The organism is Shewanella ulleungensis (genome assembly GCF_014648315.1).
Classification (GTDB): domain Bacteria; phylum Pseudomonadota; class Gammaproteobacteria; order Enterobacterales; family Shewanellaceae; genus Shewanella; species Shewanella ulleungensis.
Genome location: NZ_BMQW01000001.1, coordinates 364694 through 386618 on the forward strand (window position 1 = coordinate 364694; position 21925 = coordinate 386618).

19 protein-coding genes are annotated in these 21925 nt (G+C 40.5%); 8 read left to right on the top strand and 11 right to left on the bottom strand.

Going from position 1 to position 21925, the window contains the following annotated elements; translation table 11 throughout:
- Positions 1-8 precede the first annotated feature (8 nt).
- Positions 9-1328, bottom strand: coding sequence for a sigma-54 interaction domain-containing protein (locus tag IEY40_RS01575; RefSeq protein WP_188953456.1), 1320 nt, complete (start codon positions 1326-1328; stop codon positions 9-11).
- A gap of 269 nt (positions 1329-1597) precedes the next feature.
- Here IEY40_RS01575 and IEY40_RS01580 point away from each other — a divergent pair, with 269 nt between their 5' ends.
- Positions 1598-2164, top strand: a complete 567-nt coding sequence (locus IEY40_RS01580) for a Tll0287-like domain-containing protein (protein ID WP_188952691.1) — start codon at positions 1598-1600, stop codon at positions 2162-2164.
- A 340-nt stretch (positions 2165-2504) separates the two neighbouring features.
- Positions 2505-3371, top strand: a complete 867-nt coding sequence (locus tag IEY40_RS01585) for an MBL fold metallo-hydrolase (protein ID WP_188952693.1) — start codon at positions 2505-2507, stop codon at positions 3369-3371.
- Positions 3372-3462: 91 nt separating this feature from the next.
- Here IEY40_RS01585 and IEY40_RS01590 read toward each other — a convergent pair whose 3' ends face one another.
- Genes IEY40_RS01590 through IEY40_RS01605 form a run of 4 tightly spaced genes read right to left on the bottom strand, consistent with a single transcriptional unit; the run spans position 3463 to position 6234 of the window.
- Complete coding sequence (locus IEY40_RS01590) at positions 3463-3873, bottom strand: rhodanese-like domain-containing protein (protein WP_188952695.1); 411 nt, start codon at positions 3871-3873, stop codon at positions 3463-3465.
- 15 nt (positions 3874-3888) lie between these two features.
- Positions 3889-4638, bottom strand: a complete 750-nt coding sequence (locus tag IEY40_RS01595; protein WP_188952696.1) for a sulfite exporter TauE/SafE family protein — start codon at positions 4636-4638, stop codon at positions 3889-3891.
- A gap of 28 nt (positions 4639-4666) precedes the next feature.
- The gene (locus IEY40_RS01600; RefSeq protein ID WP_188952698.1) at positions 4667-5536 is read right to left on the bottom strand and encodes an MBL fold metallo-hydrolase; all 870 of its coding nucleotides are present in this window, start codon (positions 5534-5536) and stop codon (positions 4667-4669) included.
- Between the two features lie 56 nt (positions 5537-5592).
- Positions 5593-6234: a peroxiredoxin gene (locus IEY40_RS01605; RefSeq protein ID WP_188952700.1), complete on the bottom strand. Its 642-nt coding sequence runs from the start codon at positions 6232-6234 to the stop codon at positions 5593-5595.
- A 662-nt stretch (positions 6235-6896) separates the two neighbouring features.
- Here IEY40_RS01605 and IEY40_RS01610 point away from each other — a divergent pair.
- Entirely contained in the window at positions 6897-7202 is a 306-nt protein-coding gene (locus IEY40_RS01610) for a hypothetical protein (RefSeq protein WP_188952702.1), read from the top strand.
- Positions 7203-7308: 106 nt separating this feature from the next.
- A complete protein-coding gene (locus tag IEY40_RS01615) occupies positions 7309-7710 on the top strand; it encodes a hypothetical protein (RefSeq protein WP_188952704.1) in 402 nt (133 codons plus the stop codon).
- 113 nt (positions 7711-7823) lie between these two features.
- Here IEY40_RS01615 and IEY40_RS01620 read toward each other — a convergent pair whose 3' ends face one another.
- The 3 genes from IEY40_RS01620 to IEY40_RS01630 all read right to left on the bottom strand — a co-directional run bounded on the left by IEY40_RS01620 (position 7824) and on the right by IEY40_RS01630 (position 11902).
- A complete protein-coding gene (locus IEY40_RS01620; RefSeq protein ID WP_188952706.1) occupies positions 7824-8720 on the bottom strand; it encodes a homocysteine S-methyltransferase family protein in 897 nt (298 codons plus the stop codon).
- Between the two features lie 268 nt (positions 8721-8988).
- Positions 8989-11064 carry a M13 family metallopeptidase gene (locus IEY40_RS01625; protein WP_188952708.1) on the bottom strand — a complete coding sequence of 692 codons (2076 nt, stop codon included), beginning with the start codon at positions 11062-11064 and terminating at the stop codon, positions 8989-8991.
- 220 nt (positions 11065-11284) lie between these two features.
- Complete coding sequence (locus IEY40_RS01630; protein WP_188952710.1) at positions 11285-11902, bottom strand: response regulator transcription factor; 618 nt, start codon at positions 11900-11902, stop codon at positions 11285-11287.
- 148 nt (positions 11903-12050) lie between these two features.
- Between IEY40_RS01630 and IEY40_RS01635 the strand changes: the two genes are divergently transcribed.
- The 4 genes from IEY40_RS01635 to nrfD all read left to right on the top strand — a co-directional run bounded on the left by IEY40_RS01635 (position 12051) and on the right by nrfD (position 17953).
- Complete coding sequence (locus IEY40_RS01635) at positions 12051-13934, top strand: sensor histidine kinase (protein ID WP_188952712.1); 1884 nt, start codon at positions 12051-12053, stop codon at positions 13932-13934.
- Positions 13935-14132: 198 nt separating this feature from the next.
- A complete protein-coding gene (gene phsA, locus IEY40_RS01640) occupies positions 14133-16415 on the top strand; it encodes a thiosulfate reductase PhsA (RefSeq protein WP_188952714.1) in 2283 nt (760 codons plus the stop codon).
- A gap of 27 nt (positions 16416-16442) precedes the next feature.
- Positions 16443-17015 (top strand): 4Fe-4S dicluster domain-containing protein, encoded by a 573-nt coding sequence (locus IEY40_RS01645; protein ID WP_188952716.1) that lies wholly within the window; start codon positions 16443-16445, stop codon positions 17013-17015.
- A complete protein-coding gene (gene nrfD, locus IEY40_RS01650) occupies positions 17012-17953 on the top strand; it encodes an NrfD/PsrC family molybdoenzyme membrane anchor subunit (protein ID WP_188952718.1) in 942 nt (313 codons plus the stop codon). Before IEY40_RS01645 ends, nrfD begins: the two co-directional genes overlap by 4 nt.
- A 508-nt stretch (positions 17954-18461) precedes the next feature.
- Here nrfD and IEY40_RS01655 read toward each other — a convergent pair.
- From IEY40_RS01655 to kdgK, 3 genes are all read right to left on the bottom strand, one after another.
- Positions 18462-20234, bottom strand: a complete 1773-nt coding sequence (locus IEY40_RS01655; RefSeq protein ID WP_188952720.1) for a sodium:solute symporter family protein — start codon at positions 20232-20234, stop codon at positions 18462-18464.
- A 93-nt stretch (positions 20235-20327) separates the two neighbouring features.
- A complete protein-coding gene (locus tag IEY40_RS01660) occupies positions 20328-20960 on the bottom strand; it encodes a bifunctional 4-hydroxy-2-oxoglutarate aldolase/2-dehydro-3-deoxy-phosphogluconate aldolase (protein ID WP_188952722.1) in 633 nt (210 codons plus the stop codon).
- Between the two features lie 17 nt (positions 20961-20977).
- Complete coding sequence (gene kdgK, locus IEY40_RS01665) at positions 20978-21910, bottom strand: 2-dehydro-3-deoxygluconokinase (protein WP_188952724.1); 933 nt, start codon at positions 21908-21910, stop codon at positions 20978-20980.
- Positions 21911-21925 lie beyond the last annotated feature (15 nt).

Sequence of the window (21925 nt, forward strand, 5' to 3'; positions counted from 1 at the left end):
CGTTAGTATCACTTATCATTAAGCTTTAAACCGTAGCGCTGTAATTTACGATATAAGGTTCGCACACTCACATTGAGTACAATGGCTAATTCAGCTGGCGAACCTGTAAATTGTTGGCACACTTGTGCTAAGTATTCTGATTCAATCTCATCCAAACTCATCATTTTAGTCTCAATGAGATTAGCGGTATTAGCCTCAAAGTCTGTTGTGGATTGAGTTGCTGTCTTGCTGGTGGTTGCATTGACGCTTTCAGGTAAATCACTACTATGAATCAAATCTTCATTAGCGATTAACGCTGACTGCTCGATTATATTTTTAAGTTCGCGAATATTGCCTGGAAAAGTGTAATGACTCAGTAGCTGTAATGCATTTGCAGAAAACTTTTTATGTTTATAGTCTGACAGTTTAATAAAATGATTGATCAGGGTTGGGATGTCATCTTGTCGTTCACGGAGAGAGGGTAGGTATATTGGGAAACCAGCAATGCGATAATATAAATCTCGTCTAAATTCACCTTTATCTACCAATTCAAGTAGGTTTTTATGACTCGCACTGACTAATCTGAAGTCAGAACGTTTTTGCTTTAATCCACCCACAGCACGATAGCATTGTGTTTCGAGTAACCTCAATAACTTAACTTGCATGTTCATTGGAACATCGCCAATTTCATCAAAAAAAACAGTACCACCATGGGCGATTTCAATCAGACCTTTCTTACTGGTTGTCGCACCAGTAAAAGCACCTTTCTCAAAACCAAATAACTCACTTTCAAATAAATTTTCACTCAGTCCGGTACATTCTATGACCACAAACGGTTTGTCGCTTCTATTACTCGCTTGATGCACGGCTTTTGCAACTAACTCTTTGCCGGAACCGGTTTCACCTTGCAACAGCACCGCAATATTGGACTGTGAAGCTCGATTGATTTTATTGAGCATTTGTTTAAATGGAACAGATTGACCCACCATGGCATCTTTTTTAGATTCTGTTGACGCATAGTCAATGGAATCTAATATCTCAAGAAACCCCATTATTATCCCGTTATCATCTTTAATCGGTTTCATTAAAATGTCGCAATAGGATTTTCCTTGAGCAGTGCTATGGATGTGCACTGCGTTGGCAGCCCTTGCAGTATTTTGACATTGCTGCAAAGGGCATTCTTCGCCATGTTTGTCGCAGGGTTCATTGCTATGGTGGGATATTTCATGGCAGCGACTTTTACCCAATGTCACTTGGGTGTCGTAAGTTTCTATATAGGCTTGGTTTACAGCATGAATGATATAGTCGGGGGTGATAAATATTGCCGGCTTATCTATCGCGTTGATCATCGATTGTACTACGGTGGTATTTTTCATTGTGATCACTTCTGTAAATACTGCGCTAACAGTAACTGTCATAATTAACACCAAAAATGACAGTGTGTGTCAATTTTGTCAATACAATTACCTATCATCATTTACTAAGTTATTACAATCTATTTTAAATCATTAATAAATAAGTACATTTAAATTTTTTGTGATGTGGCACAACCTTTGTATACAGATCTTTAACATAGTTAAGACCACGTTGGCCAAAAAGAGTGAAAGGATAAACATTAATGAAAACAACAAAGACTTCTACCAGTACATTCGTTAAAGCAATGACCATAAGCAGCATAACATTATTGGCATCTATCAGTTCAATATCGCATGCAGAGCTGTTAACTGAACAACAACTTCAACAAGAAGCAAATCAAAAAATTGCTCAATTTAGTCAAGCATTAAAAGGGCAATTACAAGCTGCTATTAAGCAAGGCGGACTTCCTGCTGGCGTGTCTGTGTGCAAGTCTGTCGCCCCCAGTATTGCAGCTGAAAATTCTAAAGACGGCTGGACAATCGAACGCACTAGTTTACGCGTGCGTAATAGCGATAATGTCCCTGATGCATGGGAGTTAACCCAGTTAAACCAATTTGAACAAACAAAGGCTGCAGGTACCCAAGCGGCAGATACGCCGATGATAGCTAGCCAATACCAGGTTAACGGCGACACGACCGAGTTTCGTTATATGAAAGCGATTCCAACTCAAGAACTGTGTTTAGGTTGTCATGGCAGTAACATTACTCCTGAGCTAAGTACGCTAATTAATCAAGCTTATCCAGATGATAAGCCATCAACTTCGAAGTAGGTGATATACGCGGTGCGTTTTCATTACACAAGGTGATTAACAGTACAGAACAATTGAAAACCATGACTGGCAAACCTTAAGGTGATTGTTCGCAGGTTAAGTCGCTGATGTGTTCAACATCCGTTTAGCCTGCATCATTTAGCAATGTTACATAATGAGTTTATTCTGCGGTTATGGGGTATTTGTTGCGACCTTTGCCGCAGTTTATTCTTTTGTTTTAAGTTAATATCTTATTGTCGTTATTAAGCCCCCTTGGTATGTCAATCTAGTCGTCTAGTTTGACTGAACTGAGGTTTTATCTAACAAATATGCAGTATATTTTGTTGGGAGTTACTTTTTCATGAGTAAAATCCGCATCGATCCCTTTTATCACCAGAGCAGTCAATCGGTAAGCTATGTAGTGACTGATCTTGCTTCGCGTCAAAGTGCCATTATCGATCCCGTGTTAGATTTTGATATTGCATCGGGTAAAATAACGACTGAGTTAGCCGACAGTATTATTGACCATTTAGATCAAAATGACTTTGAACTTGAATGGATTTTAGAAACCCATGCGCATTGTGATCACATTTCTGCAGCGTGTTATATTAAACAAAAACGTGGCGGTGCGACTGGTATTGGTGAACACATTACCAAAGTGCAACATATGTTTAAGCGCATCCTTAATTTAGATGACAGCTTTCACTGTAATGGTGAGCAATTTGATCATTTATTTGCTGACGAAGAACTCATTAAACTCGGACATATTGATGTGCACGTGATGCACACTCCAGGTCATACTCCTGCGTGTGTTAGTTATCTTATTGAAGATGCTGTATTCGTGGGAGATGTCATTTCTTCTCCCGAAATAGGCACTGTGAATGTTGATTTTCCGAATAATAGTACAGCGACCTTATACCACTCTATTCAAAAAATATTATCCTTACCTAACTGCACACGTGTGTATATAGGGCATCATCCACAATCAATTTTGACTCAAGATAAGGTAATTGAAACATCGATTCTTGCACAAAAGCGCACTAATCGAATTGTCGGTGGTAAAGTTAGTTTGGATGAGTTTGTGCAATTACATCAACAACAACACTGCAATGAGTCTATGCCGCCATTATTATTACCGGCAATTCAACTTAATATCAGGGCAGGGAATTTACCACCTCCAGAAGGTGAAGATAATTACTTTCTTAAAATCCCTCTAAATCAATGGTAAAAATGAGCCATTAATGGCTCATTTTTAGTTCTTCACGTGATTCACTCCCTTGCTCAACACATTTTAACCTATAAGTTCAACAGAGGTTATATTATGGCATTTCTTTATGCGGGATAACGGGAAAGCCATCTTGCTGCCATTGAATCATGCCACCAGCCACTGAATATGGCTTAGTAAATCCCATATTTAGTAATGACGCAGCAGCTAATGCAGAACGTCCTCCGGTACGGCAAATAAGATAGATTTCTTTATCTGCTAATTCATTTAATGCCAATTGCCACTCACAATGGTGGCTAACAGAGGGATGTTCATGGATTTTCATTTCCAACACTCCCCGAGGTAAATTAACCGCCCCTTCAATATGGCCAGTTAAAAACTCTTCATGTTCTCGAACATCGATGATGATGACTTCTGGGGTTAACATTGCTGTAAGTAATTGTTGTGTGTTGACTTCAACAATTTTTGTTTTAATTTCACTAATATATTCTTGTGCTGTTTTCATGGGAGCCTCGTGATACTAAATAATTGATTGTGTTGTAATAAACAATGCCATTACCACTAAAAATACCGCGAATACTTTTTGTAATGTGGCTTTAGGGAGGTATTGAGTGAGCTTCTGTCCGGCTAAACTGCCGACAAATCCGCCAGCAATCATGATGGCAATAACAGGCCAGTCGAATTGCAGCCCTTTAGCAGACAACAAGCTGTAATATTTAATGAACCCCATTGAAGAGTTCATGGTGATAATAAGCAGACTGGTTCCTACTGCTAACGACATTTCAATGCCGCCGAGTAATACCAAAGCGGGGATAATTAAAAAACCGCCACCGACACCAACAAACCCTGTTACTACACCAACAACGAGTCCTTGCAATAACACGGTAATTAGATTCAGTTTGCCTTTAGTTAACATTGCACTTTGTTTACGCCACATCATGACCGCGCCGACAAGCATTAAGCCGACAAACACACTCAGTTGGACTTGGCTGGTAAAATAGGTGCTTATCCAAGCGCCTAGGTACGTGCCTGCCATACCGGGAAAACCAAACAATAATACATGGGGCCAAGACACCTGTTTTTGTTTAATAAATCCGATACTACTCACCGCGCTAATGGCAGCAACAATACATAGAGACGATGCTATTGCTAATTCTGGTTGCATACCGACAAGGTAAAGCAACACAGGTACGGTAAGTATTGACCCACCTGATCCCAGCATGCTCAGAACAATGCCAATAACTAACGCACCTAAAACGGCTTGTATCATATTGATAACCTAAGTTTTAAAGTAAGTTTTAAAGTAAGTTTATTGGCACTTTTAAGTACACGGTGCCATTGTTTTCTGGCGCGGGCATGTTACCAGCACGAATGTTGACTTGAATGGACGGTAATATCAGTCTTGGCATAGGTAAAGTTGCATCGCGCGTTTGGCGTAATTCAACAAATTTATCTTTGCTAATATCGGTATTAACATGAATATTTTGTGCTTTTTGTAAGCCAACTTGAGTCTTGAATTGATGGCCTCGACCTTCAGTAGGATAATCATGACAAACATAAATATCAGTGGTATCTGGCAAGCCAAACAGTGACTGAATTGAGTCATATAACGTATTAGCGTCGCCTCCAGGGAAATCGCAACGGGCTGTGCCTACATCTGGCATAAATATGGTGTCGCCAACAAAGGCTGCTTGTTCATTAATAATGTAAGCTAAATCAGCAGGTGTATGACCCGGAGTGTGCATGACACGTATGGTCATATTACCGACGTGTAACAGTTCGTCATGTCTAAATAACCGATCAAACTGACTACCATCAGGTAAGAAATCACGCTCTAAGTTAAACACTTTTTTAAATGTTTGCTGCACTTGGGTAATGTGTTCACCAATACCAATTTGTCCGCCAATTTGATCGCGAATGTAGCTTGCCGCAGACAAATGATCAGCATGGGCGTGAGTCTCAAGTATCCATTTTACTGTTAATTCTTGGCGTTCAATCCAGTGCAGAACACGTTTAGCACTGCGGGTGTCTGTGCGACCAGACTTATAATCGAAGTCCAAAACTGGGTCGATAATGACCGCAAATCTGGTAACATTATCTGCAACGACATAGGTGAATGTTTCGCTGTCGTCATCTAAAAATTCATGTACGCTAAATGTTGAGTTCATTATCAACCTCCTATAAAAGAGCACAGGATTGGGGGAGTATCCTGTGCAATGATGGATTAAAGAGACTTCTTGCTGAAGTACCAGTCAACGTAATCATATCCTTGCTCTAAACGAGCTTTAGCATCGGCTGTTGTTGCTGGTGGTGGAACAATGACATCGTCACCAGGTTGCCAGTTTTCTGGCGTTGCAACCGCATTTGCATCACTAGTTTGTAAGGCTTTTACTAAGCGTACAAATTCATCTACAGAGCGGCCATTGCTCATTGGGTAGTAAACCATGGCGCGCATAACACCTTCAGGATCGATAATAAATGTGGCTCTAACTGCTGCGGTATCACTGGCACCAGGTTGGATCATGCCGTAAGCTTTAGCGACTTCCATTGATAAGTCAGAAATGATTGGGAACGTAATTTCAACACCAAAGTTTTCTTCTATGTTACGTACCCAAGCAATGTGAGAGTGAATACTGTCAATTGAAAGGCCTAATAATTCAGTATTCAATTGAGCAAATTCTTCAGCACGTTGAGCAAAGCCCATAAACTCTGTGGTACACACTGGGGTAAAGTCAGCAGGGTGCGAAAATAACACTAACCATTTGCCTTTATAATCATTCAGCGAGCGCATACCGTGAGTTGTTTTGGTATTGAATGCAGGTGCAGGGCGGTTAAGTTGTGGAAAAGATACGATTGATTCAGTCATGTTATTACTCCAAATAATTTTAGTTAAGGATGTTTAAATCTGAAAACTAGATTAGAAACATACTTTGTAATAGCAATGGCTGGGCCAACTTTGTTTTTTTCGCTAAACGATTTAAATTATTTCCTAATTAATTGTTTTATAAGTGTAATATCTGGCTGTTTTTTATTGGTGTCATTGGCGACGCTTTATGTTAGCAATGACTAATGCAAATAGATTGTCATATATGGCAGTATCTACATTGTTTGACTGTCACATATGTCATCAAATTGTTTTTTATTCATCAATTATATAAACTTTACAGAGATGAACCGCAAAGTGGTGACTTAATCATAGAAGTTCAGCGGCATTTAACTCATGACAATTATATGCAGCACAAAGGAGCTGTACTCGATGCAACTATGATGTTCTGGTGTGTGTTTTCACGCTACTGGAATGGATTGTTTTGTGTATGGAAAGTGCCAGTGAGCAATCTTATGTGGCATATCTAATTTTCTGCGACCGATAAATCTGTCGTTTAGCGCTAATGTTTTATTTATATCGATTGAAATCGATCAGGTGAGTACATCAAGCATCGCTATCGCCAAAGTAATGAAAACAAGTTATGTTGCTTATTCAAAAATAAGTAACAATGTCTCTACTTCTACTTTTTAGAGTGAGGTGATATGGAAATCAAAGTCGATGTATATTCTAATAAGATGGTATTAAGTTCTGAAGGGCGCAGTATGACTTTTTACGCTAAAGAGCCTTTTACAACAACGAGACTGCTTATCGGTAAATTCTTTGTGGCAGAAAGTTTTCTTAAAAATGCGCTTAAAGAATTTGGTGCTATCAGTTTTTTCAAACGTGCCCCCAAAATAACTATTCAACCACATGAGTTCCTTGAAGGTGGTTTATCAGACATTGAAGATCGTGTACTCAGGGAAATTGCCTTAGGTGCGGGCGCAAGAGAAGCTCATGTCGTTGTGTAATAAACGTTTAATCATGTTTAAAAAATAGGTGGCAATGTTGCTACACAAACAGTTGAACGCATAATGTCGCCACTGTTTTTGATCCTTGTATTGTAAGGAGTGTTTGGTGAAAAAAATTGAAATTGGCTTAGGGGCGTTATTAATATTGCTAATCAGTGCATGTTCATCTACCGACAAACCCGAACTAAAAGAAGTGATGCAAGTTGAACAACAAAACCCTTTGAAGGTAAAGGATGCTCTAATTGCCACTTTGGTTAACGCGCCAAAACCACAAGTAGGGATGCTACAAGAAGACGTTAAAAATGCTTTATCATCACATTCAGCTTTAATACTTCAGCAAAGTGAAACTCTTATTGTTGCACGGTTTAATACTAAAGATTCACAACTCGAATCGATATACGAATATTGTGACTTGGAATATCATTTTTCGTCGTTAAAGTTTGTACTTGGCCCTTATATTACAGGGGATTGTAGTTCAATCGTGATTGAAGCAACTAAAGTGGATTAAAATATCATCGGGTAGCTGAAGGTATTAGCGGTATAAGCCCCCAGCCACACTAACCCCTGCATGTTACTCTGCAAACGGCGGTTTACTCCTTATCAAGGTTCAGGTGAGCTTCTTTATTCTAGGCTATCTCGCCATGTGGAAAGCGCGTTAATGTGGCTTGGGTAAATACCACAACATCCACCAATAATGCTTGCTCCTAATTGATGCCAGCACTTGGCAAATTCCAGGTATTCGTCTTCAGAAACATGACGTAACGTTTGCAAGGTACCATTGGCTTGATGGCCAGATTTTATGGGTGTAAAACTATTTGCAAAGACACCAATAGCAAGCGTTTTATTTTGTTGCGCGAATACCTGCACCACATCCTTAATGGCTTGCTCAATAACCTCAGGTATCGAACAGTTAAACAAGATACCTGTAGCATTCGTTGCCAACAATACCGCAACAGCATCGGTGAGCAATTCCCCAGAACGTAGCCGAATCGGCTGGTCAACTTCATCAATCAGAGTATAAGCGAAATAACAGGGCTTATCGGTATTGGCTAGCACCTTAGCAATGACCTCTGCTTCAGCAATACTGGCAATCGTTTCAGCAAGCCAGATATCTGCCTGCTTATCCTGAGCATTAAACAAGGTAGAACAGAACTCTAATGCCCGCTCGGCCTCAAATAACTCTGGACGATAAGAACCGAAGACTGGTGGTATTGAGCCAGCAACAAGCACCTGTCGTTGAGACTGAGTGACAACCTCACGTGCAATATCTGCCGCTTTTTCAGCAAGTTTTGCACCTTGCTCTGCATACAGCGCTTCACCTAAATGAAAAGGGACACAGGCATAGCTATTGATCGTAATAATCTGTGCTCCAGCGTCGATAAAGCTTTGATGAGCTTGCGCTACGAATTGTGGCGACTCAATTAATGCCTGCGCACTCCAGAGTGGCTGAGAAAAAGGCGCGCCGATACGTTTGAGCTCACGCCCCATACCGCCGTCTAAAATTGTTAGTGTTGTCATAATTGATTTCCGAACGACTAAATATCTACCCGTGTAATGGACTAATAAAACTAGAATGGCGCGTAAGTGCCCCATACATTAGGGATAGGCAGCGCAAAACAGCGTTCTTAGCCCTAAGTATATTCTTTTAACATGAGAAGGTGATAAAAAAGCCAGTCAGTTAACTGACTGGCATTTTTTGTGTCGGATGCTTATTGCATCAAAACTGATTAGCGTACGGTTTAGGAATTAAATGTAAATCCTAACTCCTAATCTGTAATCAGTAAAACTACCAAATACGCACGCGTTGATCTTCAGGTAAATACAACTTGTCACCTGGTTTAACGTCAAATGCTTTGTACCATGCATCGTGGTTACGTGGTGCTAATGCACGGTAACGACCAGGGGCATGGGTGCCTGCACGTAATTGGCTTAACATGCTTTGCTCAGTGCGTTTTTCTTTCCACACTTGTGCCCAAGCCATAAAGAAGCGTTGATCGCCTGTGGTACCGTCAATAATAGGGGCTTCTTTACCGTTAAGGCTTAACTTGTAAGCATGGTATGCCATAGACAAACCACCCACGTCGCCAATGTTTTCGCCTAGGCTGTTACGGCCATTAACAAAGTTTTCTGGAAGAGGTTCGTATTGGCTGTACTGCTGAGCTAGCATATCTGCTTTAGCTTCAAAGGCTGCACGATCTGCGTCTGTCCACCAATTGCGTTGAATACCGTGAGCATCTGATTTAGAGCCTTGATCATCAAATCCGTGGCCCATTTCATGGCCAATGACCGCACCAATACTACCGTAGTTTACCGCTGCATCAGCATTTGGATCAAAAAATGGAGGCTGTAAAATCGCGGCAGGGAATACAATTTCGTTAAACGAGCTGTTGTAATACGCATTAACAAACTGTGGTGTCATGCCCCAACGATTACGGTCAGTTTTCTTAAGTTCGTTTGCAACGCTATCATCTTGAAAATACTGACGTAGCTGGGCAATGTTAGCCACTAAGTCATCTTTTTTTAACGATAATCCATCGTATTTTTGCCATACATCTGGGTAACCAATTTTTGGTGTAAATGCTGCCAGTTTAGCGTGTGCGTTGACTTTAGTTTCTTCGCCCATCCAATCTAAGCCATCAATACGCTGGCCCAAAGCTGTGCGTAGGTTTTCAACTAACTCAGCCATTTGATGTTTAGATGACTCAGGGAAATAGCGTTCTACGTATACTTTACCGATAGCAAAACCTAATGACTGGGTACCAGACATTTGTTCAACAGCGCGCTTCCAACGTGGACGAGGTTCTTCTTGGCCGTTTAATGTTTTACCAAAAAAAGCAAAGTTCTGATTAAAGATGTCTTCAGACAATAATTCTGCGTTGTTAGTGATGGTGTGGAATGTGAGGTAATCTTTCCACACGGCAAGGTCGCTATTATTGACTAAACCGATCATGGCGTTAACCGGTTCTGGTTGCGAAATGTTTAACTGTGGTACTTGATAACCCGTTTGCTCAAAAAACAGATCCCAATTAAAACCAGGGTATGTTTTGGCTAAATCGCTGCGGCTGATTTGGTTTAAGGTTAGGTCGCGATCACGACGCTTTTCTCGTGGCCATTGACCTTCAGCAATTTGGGTTTCTAGGGCTAAAATGGCTTTAGCACGTTGTTGACCATCTTTAATGCCTGCATAAGTAAGCATAGTCGCAATGTGTTCAACATAAGCATCACGAATAGTACTAAAACGTTCGCTGTCTTCTAAATAATATGAACGGTCAGGTAACCCTAGGCCACCAGCTCCGATAGTCATTTCATATTGGTCTGGGTCTAAACGGTTAAACCACATACCGCCGCCAATAGGAGACGATGCACCAGTGAGCCATGCTTGACCAAATACTTTTGTTAAATCATCAGTATTCTTTATGTCGTTAATTTGATCTAACGTTGGTTGAATAGCCGTGATACCAAGCTTATTAATGGTGTCAGTGTCCATGTAGGCATGATAAAAGTCTGCAATGAGTTGCTCGTCTGCGGTGAGTTCAGTGCGGCTTGCAATATCATCGATGATTGCTTTAACTTGTTCTTCACTGCGCTCTGCTAAAACACTAAATGCACCATAACGAGTTTTATCTGCTGGCATTTCAAAGTTATCGTACCAAGTACCACTGGTGTACATAAAGAAATCATCACCTGGTTTAATGGCTTCATTACGTGCGGATAAATCAATACCAAAAGTACCTAACTCTGCTTTAGCTACAACAGGTTGTGCCGCTGGTGTACTTGCTTTTGCAGGAGGTGTTGGTTGTTCGCCGCCACAGGCTGTCAAAAGCGCTGCTGTTAATGCGATAGAAATTAAGGACTTTTTCATTGTAATGGTATTTCCTTTTATATTTTTAATATGTTGTTTGCAGAACCATAATCTAAGAATGACAAAAAATGTCAATGTCAAAATTGTGAGTAAATATAAGCAAAACTTTATGAAAATAAGCTTAAAGGCAAGTTTAACGCCTAGTTAATACCCTCAGTAAGACAATGCGGCGAGCCTTAACCTGACTGATTTAGTTAAAAACATTGGGGAGAATTAGACTTTAAGACACATCTATATTGGCATTGTTGGACAAAAAAGGACTGAATTTTGCGAGCTCCGCTGCATTATGTACTTCGAGCTTTTTGATGATTTTTGCTCTATGAACTTCAATGGTACGAAGCGAGACATAAAGTGTATCGGCCATCTGTTTATTGGTTTTACCTGCAATAAGTAACTGCAAAACCTGATTTTCTCTTTCAGTTAATGTGCTATATCGTTGTTGTAGCTGTATTGTTTCGTATTCATGACCACTGATAAGTAGGGCTTTTTCAATTGCTTGTACTAACTCTTTGCCTTTTACTGGTTTTTGAAAAAAATCACAGGCTCCTTGCCTAAATGCATTAACCGCCATTGGTAGATCGCCATGACCTGTGAGGAATATTATTCCAATAGGACTTTTAGCATTAACCAGTGTTTGTTGTAATTGTTGTCCTGTAATGTCTGGCATATTACTGTCGACAATTAAGCAGGCTGCAAGTGATGTATCTATGTTTTTTAAAAAGTGTTCTGCACTATCAAAAATCTGTAAATCATAACCGTATTGCAATAGCATAAATTGCATTGAGTCGAGTATCGCTAAGTCGTCATCGACCATATAAAGACGCTGTGTATTGGGCATATTAGTCACTTGAATAGTATGTTACTTCTTAGTGTAATCATTACTCACTTTTGAGCAAATTGTTACTTAGGATTTGTGCGACATGCAACTTTATTTGCTTAAATAGTCATTTAGAATACCTTAACTTGCTGCAAATGATGGGCCTCTAATGCGTTTATATATAACATTGTTTTTGACCTTGTTTCTGCCATTAGTTGGGTGCAGTTTACATGTCTATGCAAGCCCAACACCGAATGAACATTCAAATAAGGTAATAACATTAAACGATAGCGACACAGTGCATTATCGTGTGGCTGTGTTGGCAAATTATGGCGTGACAAAAAGTATACAGCGTTGGCAGCCTTTGATGGATTACTTAACTTCAACTGTACCCTCAGCCAGTTTTGAAGTTGTACCGCTTGATTTTACTCAAATGAATGAACAGTTAATTAACGGTCAAGTACAGTTTGTTGTCACCAATCCGGGCCATTATTTTAATATGAGTGGTGACTTTCCAATTTCATGGTTAGCCACAATGAAAAGTAATCAACATGGCGGTAATACTTTTGCTATTGGTGCCACAATTATCGTTAGGCAAGATAGTGACTTATATACATTAGAAGATTTAGCCGGGCATAGTGTTGTTGCAAGCGATCCCAATGCTTTGGGGGGGTATCAAGCTGCCATGGGGTTAATAAACTCGATGGAATATTCTACTGATGACTTTTTTACCAAGGTTTCCTTTCTTGGATTTCCTTTAGAGCCTTTAATCTATCAAGTTCGCGATCATAATGCAGACATTGCGATTACGCCTTTTTGTACCTTCGAGCAGATGGTTGAGCAAGGGTATATCAACGCCGCTGATTTTAGAGTAATCAATGACATCACACCTGACGGTTATGATTGCGCTGTGAGTACCCATTTGTATCCTAATTGGTCTTTTGCCTCATCAGATACGGTCCCATTAACGGTTAGAACTAACATCACCCGTGCATTATTTTCTATTAGTGAGTCTGATCCTATTTCGGTCATTGGTCAAAATAGTGGTTGGGCGGCGCCAATAAGCCAATTTGAAGTCATCAAGTTATTTAAAGCGTTAGATCTACACTCTCGTAAAGAGCCTCTATATTTACAGCTTTGGCAATGGATTAAGATAAATCAGCAGTGGGGGTTTGGTCTTATTGGTTTATTTATAATGGCCACCATTTATCATTTATGGCTCGAGTACCGTTTTATAAGAAAAAGTGAGAATTTACTGGCCGCAGAACGTCAGTTAAAAGCCAAAGCGTTACAACTTGAACGATTACAAAGCGCGGCTATATTGGGCGAAATAGGTGCAGGTTTAGCTCATGAACTAAATCAACCTATTGCTGCAATCACGCAATACAGCGAAGGAGGGATGTTAGAACAGGCGAAACATTATGGTGAAGACTCTGTTCAATATCAGCTGCTCGGTAAAATATTGCGGCAATCAAATCGAGCCGGTGAAATTGTGCATCGGATAAGAAGTTTACTACAACGTAAAGATACTCAAAGTACAGACTTTGATGTTTGTGAACAAATTAACTTGTGCCTAGAGTTATTAACTCATGAGTTTTTAAGTCAAAAAATTGTGGTAGAAAGCCGACTAAACAGCAGTGAACTGCTGTTAAAAGGCGATAAAGTGGGTTTTTGCCAAGTTGTTATTAACGTATTAAAGAATGCGATTGATGCTCTTGCGGAAACAAACCCATTACAGCATGGATTAAAGAAAATTTTAATTGAGTTAAGAGTCGTCAATGGCCATTTACAGTTGAAAATCTATGATAATGGCATTGGCCTTACGTGTTCCAACGAAGATTTTAAAACAACCTTTTTCTCTACCAAAGAAAATGGCTTAGGGCTTGGTTTGGCTATTTGTAATGACGTCATTATGAAATTTGGTGGCCAAATCAGTTTAGCAAAATGCGAAAATGACCCAAGCGCCCCATGGCAAACAGGCTGTCGGGTATTAATCGATATTCCCTTTAACATTCCCCAAGAGTCCTATCTTAGCGATCCTAAATACATTTAACTTGATGTTTTGAGTGTTTAAACCGTGATGCCTATCAAATGATTATGTGCAATGTGGTTTACCACAATACCCGTAACAATATTAAGGGTTAACAATGTACTTAGCGATGGAGCTTAGTGTGATGTTTAATCCTTAAGCCCCGTTAAATCAAAGTTAACCGTAATAACGTTAAGCTTCGCCAAGGTGAAGGGGGCAATTATGATTCAGTTAAATCGGCGTCATTTTTTAAAGGGAGCAGGGGCCAGTGGTGCGACTTGTGCGCTGGCAAGTTTATTACCTGGTTCGCTAGCCGCAATAGAGAAACAACCTCTTAAAGGGATTGCTTCTGAAGTGGCCAGTATTTGCGAAATGTGCTCGACACGCTGTCCAATTAAGGCACGTATTGTCGATGGCAAAAATGTGTTTATTAGCGGTAATAAAGAAGCTAAATCTTTTGGCGGTAAAGTTTGTGCTCGTGGTGGTGCAGGCCATAGCTTGTTATACGATCCACAACGAATTGTTAAACCGCTTAAACGTGCGGGTGAACGTGGTGAAGGTAAATGGACCGAAATTAGTTGGGATGATGCTTATCAATTTATCGCCGACAAACTCAATACCATTAAACAGCAACATGGTGCAGAAAGTGTCGCGTTTTCTTCTAAATCAGGTTCATTGGACGGTCATGTATTTCACTTAGCTGCAGCATTTGGTACGCCAAACACCTTCACGCATGCTTCAACGTGTCCTGGCGCTTATGAAGTAGCGGCTAAAGCCATGTTTGGCACAAAGATGAAGCGCGACCTAGGCAATTCTGAATACATCATAAACTTTGGTCACAATATCTATGAAGGCATCAACATGTCTGAAACCAGAGGCATGATGCAAGCTCAAATGGATAAAGGAGCAAAATTAGTTGTATTTGAACCTCGTTTTTCTGTTGTCGCTGACAAAGCCGATGAATGGCACGCTATTCGCCCTGGGACTGATGTGTCAGTTGCATTGGCATTATGCCATGTACTGATTTATGACAATTTGTATGACAGTAAATTTGTTGAACAATTTGTTGTCGGTTTTGATGAGTTTGCAGCTGAAGTTAAACAATATACCCCAGAGTGGGCTGAAAGTGTTTCTGATGTTTCTGCGACTGCCATTCGACGTATTGCGCACGAATACGCTAGTCATGCACCACATGCCGTTGTTGATTTTGGTCATCGGGCGACTTTTACCCCAGAAGAATTTGACATGCGCCGTGCAATTTATGCTGCCAATATTTTAATTGGTAACATAGAGCGCAAAGGTGGCATATACATGGGCCAAAAAGCCTCTGGATACAACAAATTTGCCGGTGAAGCAGTAGCCCCTGAATTATCGACACCGGGTGTTGAAGGCATGCCTAAAATTTCTGCGATGCGGATTGATCAGGTCGAAAAACAATACAAATTAATGTGGTCTTCAGGTGGTGTGTATCAGACCATCATCGATGCAACTCTAGAGGCTAAACCATATCAGCTCAAAGCCTGGATTATGAGTCGTACTAACCCCATGCAAACGCTAACAGACAGAGCTAAAGTCGAAAAAACGCTTAAAGCAATGGAGTTAGTTGTGTGCTGCGATTTGTACATCAGTGAAACAGCAGCGTATGCCGACATTATTTTACCTGAGTCGACCTATCTTGAACGTGATGAGGAAATTGCTGATAAGTCGGGTAAAAACCCTGCTTATTATGTGCGTCAACGTGCGGTGGAAACCATTGGTAATACCCGTCCAAGCTGGCAAATCTTTAAAGAACTAGGCCATGCGCTAGGGCTTGAGAAGTTTTACCCATGGGAAAATATCGAAACGTTACAACTCATGCAGGTTAATCGTGATCATAGCCTATTAGCACACATCAAAAAAATGGGTTATGTCAGTTATGGCAAGCCATTGATGCTACGTGAACCGAGTATGGTTGCAGAATTTATTAACTCATATCCTAATGCTAGACATGCTGATCATGATGGCAGTTATGCATCGGCCATGACATTTAAAACGCCGAGTGGAAAAATAGAGTTAACTTCTGCGCAAGTTGAAGAGATGGCTCCAGGAAGAGGTGTAATTAAGCATCGCCCTGTGCAACTTAAGCAAGCCGACGAATTGTATTTTATTCAAGGCAAAGTGGCCGTTCATACCAACGGTGCAACTCATAACATTCCTTTATTGGCTAACTTGATGTCTGACAATGCTATTTGGATCCATCCAATTACGGCAGGTCGTTTAAATATCCACAGTGGTGATGCCATTCAATTAACCAGCAGCGTTGGTAGTGAAGAAGGGACCGCGTTAGTCACTCCCGGTATTCGTCAGGACACAGTATTTGCCTATATGGGCTTTGGCTCTAAAAACAAAGAGTTGGTTCGTGCAACCGGAAAAGGTATTCATTGCGGCAATTTATTACCTAATGCGAGTGCGCCAGTTTGTGGCATGACTATACATACTACCGGCGTGAAGTTGGCAAAAATTTAGCCGTAACTAATTGATTTGGAGTCTCCTATGAATAAACGATATGTCATGGTGCATGACGAAAACAAATGCATCGGCTGCCAAGCATGTAATGTAGCCTGTCGTAGTGAAAATGATGTACCAGAAGGGGTAACCCGTCTGCAAGTTCGAGTTGAGGGGCCATTTGGTGAAGCGCCAAATCTTCACTTTAAATATCATCGAGTGTCATGTCAGCAATGTGAAGATGCGCCATGTGTCACTGTGTGCCCTACAGGTGCGGCATACATAGATGAAAATGGCTTAGTGTCTATCCATAACGATAAGTGTATCGGTTGTATGTATTGTGTCGCGGCGTGTCCTTACAAAGTCCGCTTCATTAATCCCATCACTAAAGCGGCTGATAAGTGTAATTTCTGTAAAGACACACGTTTAGCACGAGGTGAGCAACCTGCATGTGTGACGGTATGTCCAACCGACGCATTATATTTTGGCGATGCTAACGACAGTAATAGCGACGTCGCCAAGTTACTCAATACTAAAGTGACCTATCAAGATAAAACCCATTTAGGCACTAAACCTAGGGTTTACCGTGTTCCTACTAAACGTGGAGGGATTCAATCATGAACAATATATGGGGCGATATGGCGCAATATGATCCTGTGGTGTGGAACTGGATTATTGCCATTTACTTATTTATGGCCGGATTGTCGGCAGGTAGCGTATTGATTGGTATCGGTATGCGTTGGTATAGCAAAGACAAACACATAGAGAGTCCAATATTAAAAGCGTCTGCGATTATTGGTCCTGTAGCCATTAGCTTAGGCCTTGCATGCTTGGTATTTGACTTAACCAAACCATTCCATTTTTGGTTGATTTTAATTAATTACAACTTTGATTCTGTTATGGCCATTGGTGTTGCCGCGTTATTAGCATATTCACCTTTGGGTATCGCATATTCGATAATTGTACTGCGTGATGAACTTCCTAAATGGAAATTGGGTTTCTTAGTGCCTATTAGTCATCTATTAATGCCATTTCGTAAAGTCATTGAAATACTGTTGTTTGCGCTCGCGGTTGGAGTAGGAGCCTACACTGGCTTTCTTATCTCTGCGATGAATGCATATCCGCTGTTAAATACGGCAATATTACCTGCCTTGTTTTTAGCATCAGGTTTGTCTGCTGGTGCTGCAGGTAACTTAATTGTGGCATTAACTTGTTTTAACAGTACTTCACATGACGATGATGTAATGAAATTACATGGATTGGATCTGCCTGTCATTATTACTGAGATGATGTTTTTAGTGATGCTGTTTACATCTTTGTATTTTACCGGTGGCGCAGCAGTAGACGCTTTAGCATCTTTAACTCAAGATATTTGGGCGAGTGTATTTTGGTATGGCGTGGTTGGGATTGGTTTTTGTATTCCGATCCTATCAATGTTCCTGCCATCAAAAGCACGTCATACAAAGGCAATGATGTTAACCGTAGCGTGTTGTAGCTTAACGGGAGTGCTTGCACTGCGTCATTTTATTATATATGCAGGTCAAAGCTATATTAGTTAACGGATGTGATTTAACTGATATGAGTTAATCGAGATAAGTTAATCATCAAAAAAGTCTTTCTCTGACCAGAGGAAGACTTTTTTATTGCAAACTGTAATTGACCTGAGCTCGTGATAAGTGATTAATTTATGCTATTTAAAATCAACATTTCCCCCCTCACTTTCAAGCTTGTCATTTTATGCCAACAAGACGAATTGACGCGTCAATAGTAAGTCGATTAAACGCAGGTAGTATGGCAAAGGACTGTTTAAAAGGCGTTTATTATCCTGAACTCAGGTTAATTAATATGAAACTTGAATTTTTGCATATGCTGGTGGTACGTGAACTTAGCAACCAGAAGCTTTAAAGATTAACGGTTCTTCGTTTAAGACCATGACCTAATTTGTAGAGGTTTTGCTCTGATTGAACACATAATTAATGGAAATGGTATTACTCTTTTTAGTGAGTTTTGGGCATAAAAAAGCCTTATATGACATAAGGCTTTAGGTTTAAACAGTAAGGTTACTGTTTATGCATTTTGTATCTCAGCTTTTTTAACAGTTCCATTGCCAGATCTTGCTGCATATACCAGTAATACACCAACAATTAACACAATCGAACCACAAAGTAAGAACATTAATCGACCTGTAGGTTCATTAGGGATTAACGCCATAATCAATACACCAAAACCTGCGACTGTGATGAGATTTCCGAGCATTGAACGTTGCTTTGTATCTAGTGTTTGCTGATCTTCGCTGTCTGCAATTACTGGGGTGTTCCAGTTTATAAAGAGTTGATCGACTTCTTTTTCGCGTTCTGGTGACAATCCTTTATAGAACAACATGGTTAAGAAGAAGAAACCGCCAGTAAAGATAACGTGTGCGGCTAAGCTCAAGCCGATTTTTAAGTCAGACCATTCACGCTCTGTTAATGGAATATCTAAACCGAATAACGTTTCAAATTGACCCGCTGTTAGTGCAATACCAAAGAAATAGGAGACAAAGCCACCGATTATCAATGTTGTCCAACCTGCCCAGTCTGGTGTTTTACGGATCCACATACCTAGCAATACCGGAATCAACATTGGGAAGCCAATTAATGCACCCACGTTTAGTACAATATCGAACAAGCTTAAATGACTGAGTGAGTTAATAAATAACCCAATTAAAATCATGATAACGCCCATTATAACGGTGGTGATTTTACTGACGGTCACTAATTCTTTTTGTGAGGCATGTTCACGTAAAATAGGAGAGTAGAAATTACATACAAAGATACCCGCATTACGGTTTAGGCCAGAGTCCATCGATGACATGGTTGCAGCAAACATTGCCGACATTAACAAACCCACCATACCCGCAGGCATGACTTCTTGCACAAAGGCTAAATAAGCTGCATCGCCAGCTTTGTCGCCCATAAAGGCATACTGCAATGCAAAATCAGGCATAAACGCGCTTACATACCAAGGTGGTAAGAACCAAATGAGTGGGCCAACTACCATTAAAATACAGGCTAGGGCAGCGGCTTTTTTGGCATTTTCACTGTCTTTAGCACATAAATAACGATAGGCATTAATGCTGTTGTTCATCACGCCAAATTGCTTAACAAAGATAAATACAACCCACAGTACAAATACGCTGACATAATTTAAGTCATTACCCAGCATAAAGTTACCGTTGAACTTGTCTATGATGTTTCCTATCCCGCCGCCATAAAAATAGGCTGCTATAGCACAAGTAATGGTCACGGCCATAATCACAATCATTTGCATAAAGTCTGAGGCAACAACGGCCCATGAACCACCAGTGACCGACATAACAACAAGTACGGCACCTGTAACAATGATGGTCGTTTCCATTGGAATATCAAAAACGGCTGATACAAAAATCGCTAAACCATTTAGCCAGATACCAGCAGAAATGAGTGAATCGGGCATGCCCGCCCAAGTGAAAAACTGCTCTGATGTTTTACCAAATCGTTGGCGTATTGCTTCAATCGCTGTGACGACTCTGAGCTGTCTAAATTTAGGTGCAAAGTAGAGGTAATTCATTAAATAACCAAAGGCGTTGGCTAGAAATAAAATCACCACAACAAACCCGTCTGAAAAAGCACGTCCTGCGGCTCCGGTAAATGTCCATGCACTGAATTGAGTCATGAAAGCGGTGGCCCCAACCATCCACCATAACATCTTCCCACCACCTCTAAAGTAATCGCTAGTGGATGTGGTGAACTTTCTGAACATCCAGCCAATCGCAATTAAGAAGAAAAAATAGGCAAGGACGACAAGCATATCAATAGTCATGATTTAGCCTCGATATATAAAAACTCTAATTTTTGTGTGTTAACAATGTTAACCGCGAAAAAAATGACCATAGGTTATATGGTCATATTATATTTATTCTGATTTATTAATATGTGCTACTGCGACACGTACTAAGCGGCCAATTTCATCCCATTGTCCAGAGTCAATTAGCTTGGTTGGTACCATCCAGGTTCCGCCGCAAGCGAGTACTGCTGGTATATCAAGATAAGAATCGATATTGGCTAAGTTGACTCCTCCTGTGGGCATAAACTTAACCGGATACACAGCTGTTAACGCTTTAAGCATGTTAACGCCACCAGAAGCCTCAGCAGGGAAAAACTTCAATGTTCTTAGTCCCATCTCCATGGCTTGTTCAACTAAACTCGGGTTATTCACACCAGGAACAATTGGCACACCTTTATCAAGACAATGTTGTACCACTCGCGGATTAAAGCCAGGACTGACAATAAAATCAACACCTGCCTCAATGGCTTGATCTGCCTGTTCAGTGGTTAAAATTGTACCCGCACCAATAAACATAAAAGGAAATGCTTTTCGCATTGCTTTAATGGCATCGGCTGCGCATTCTGTTCTAAAGGTCACTTCAGCACTTGGCATGCCATTATCAATTAGTGCTCTAGCTAACGGCACTGCATCGTCAGTACTATTAATGGCAATAACGGGGATTAGTTTATGTTTTGCTAATAAATCGTTCATAAAAATCATGGTATTCTCTAGGTCATTTATAATTGGATTTCTGGCATGGCTACCACAGGAATAATGGCACCAGGATATTGAATCACCGTACTTGCCATAATGTGTCCAGCAGATGCTGCTTGCGTTGCGCTACCATGACTAAGTCGTTTAGCTAAAAAGCCAGCATTAAAAGAATCACCTGCAGCAGTTGTATCAATAATGTTTGAAACTAAGGTTGCTGCAACATAATTTGTTTCATTATTTTCAATGACGATGCAATCTTCAGCACCTCTTTTAATGATGAGTTCTTTTACGCCTAGCGCTTGAGTACGGTCTATGCATTGTTGAACATCAGTGTCTTCATACAATTGGACTTCGTCATCGAAGGTCAATAATGCGATGTCTGTTAATGCCAATACTTTTTGGTATTCGGCCATGGTGTGTGCTTTATTTAGCCACAGTCTAGGGCGATAGTTATTATCGAAAATAACCTTACCACCCCGACGTTTAAATTCTTTAAGTAATGAAAATAATTTGGCTCTACCTGAATCAGTTAAAATTGCTAGGGTAATACCAGTGATTAAAAGGTAATCATACGTGAGCAGTTGTTCTGCAAGATGTTCTGATTCAGGCTGGTCAAACAGATATTTAGCTGCTGAGTCATTACGCCAATAGTGGAAGCTGCGTTCGCCAGTGTCGTCAGTTTCAATGTAGTACAGCCCAGGATTTTTATGCGCCAGCTGTAGCACTAAGCTGGTATCTATTCCTTCTGCTTGCCATGCTGTTAACATTTGCTCACTGAATGAGTCGTAACCCAATGCCGTTACATAGCTCGTTGTGATTGATTTAGATTTTGTTAAACGAGCTAGGTATAAAGCGGTATTGAGTGTGTCACCGCCAAAGGCTTGCTTTAAACCGCTTAACTTTTTTTGTAGCTCAACCATACATTCGCCAATAATTGCAATTTTCAATGGTTTCATGCTGTTACCTTATAA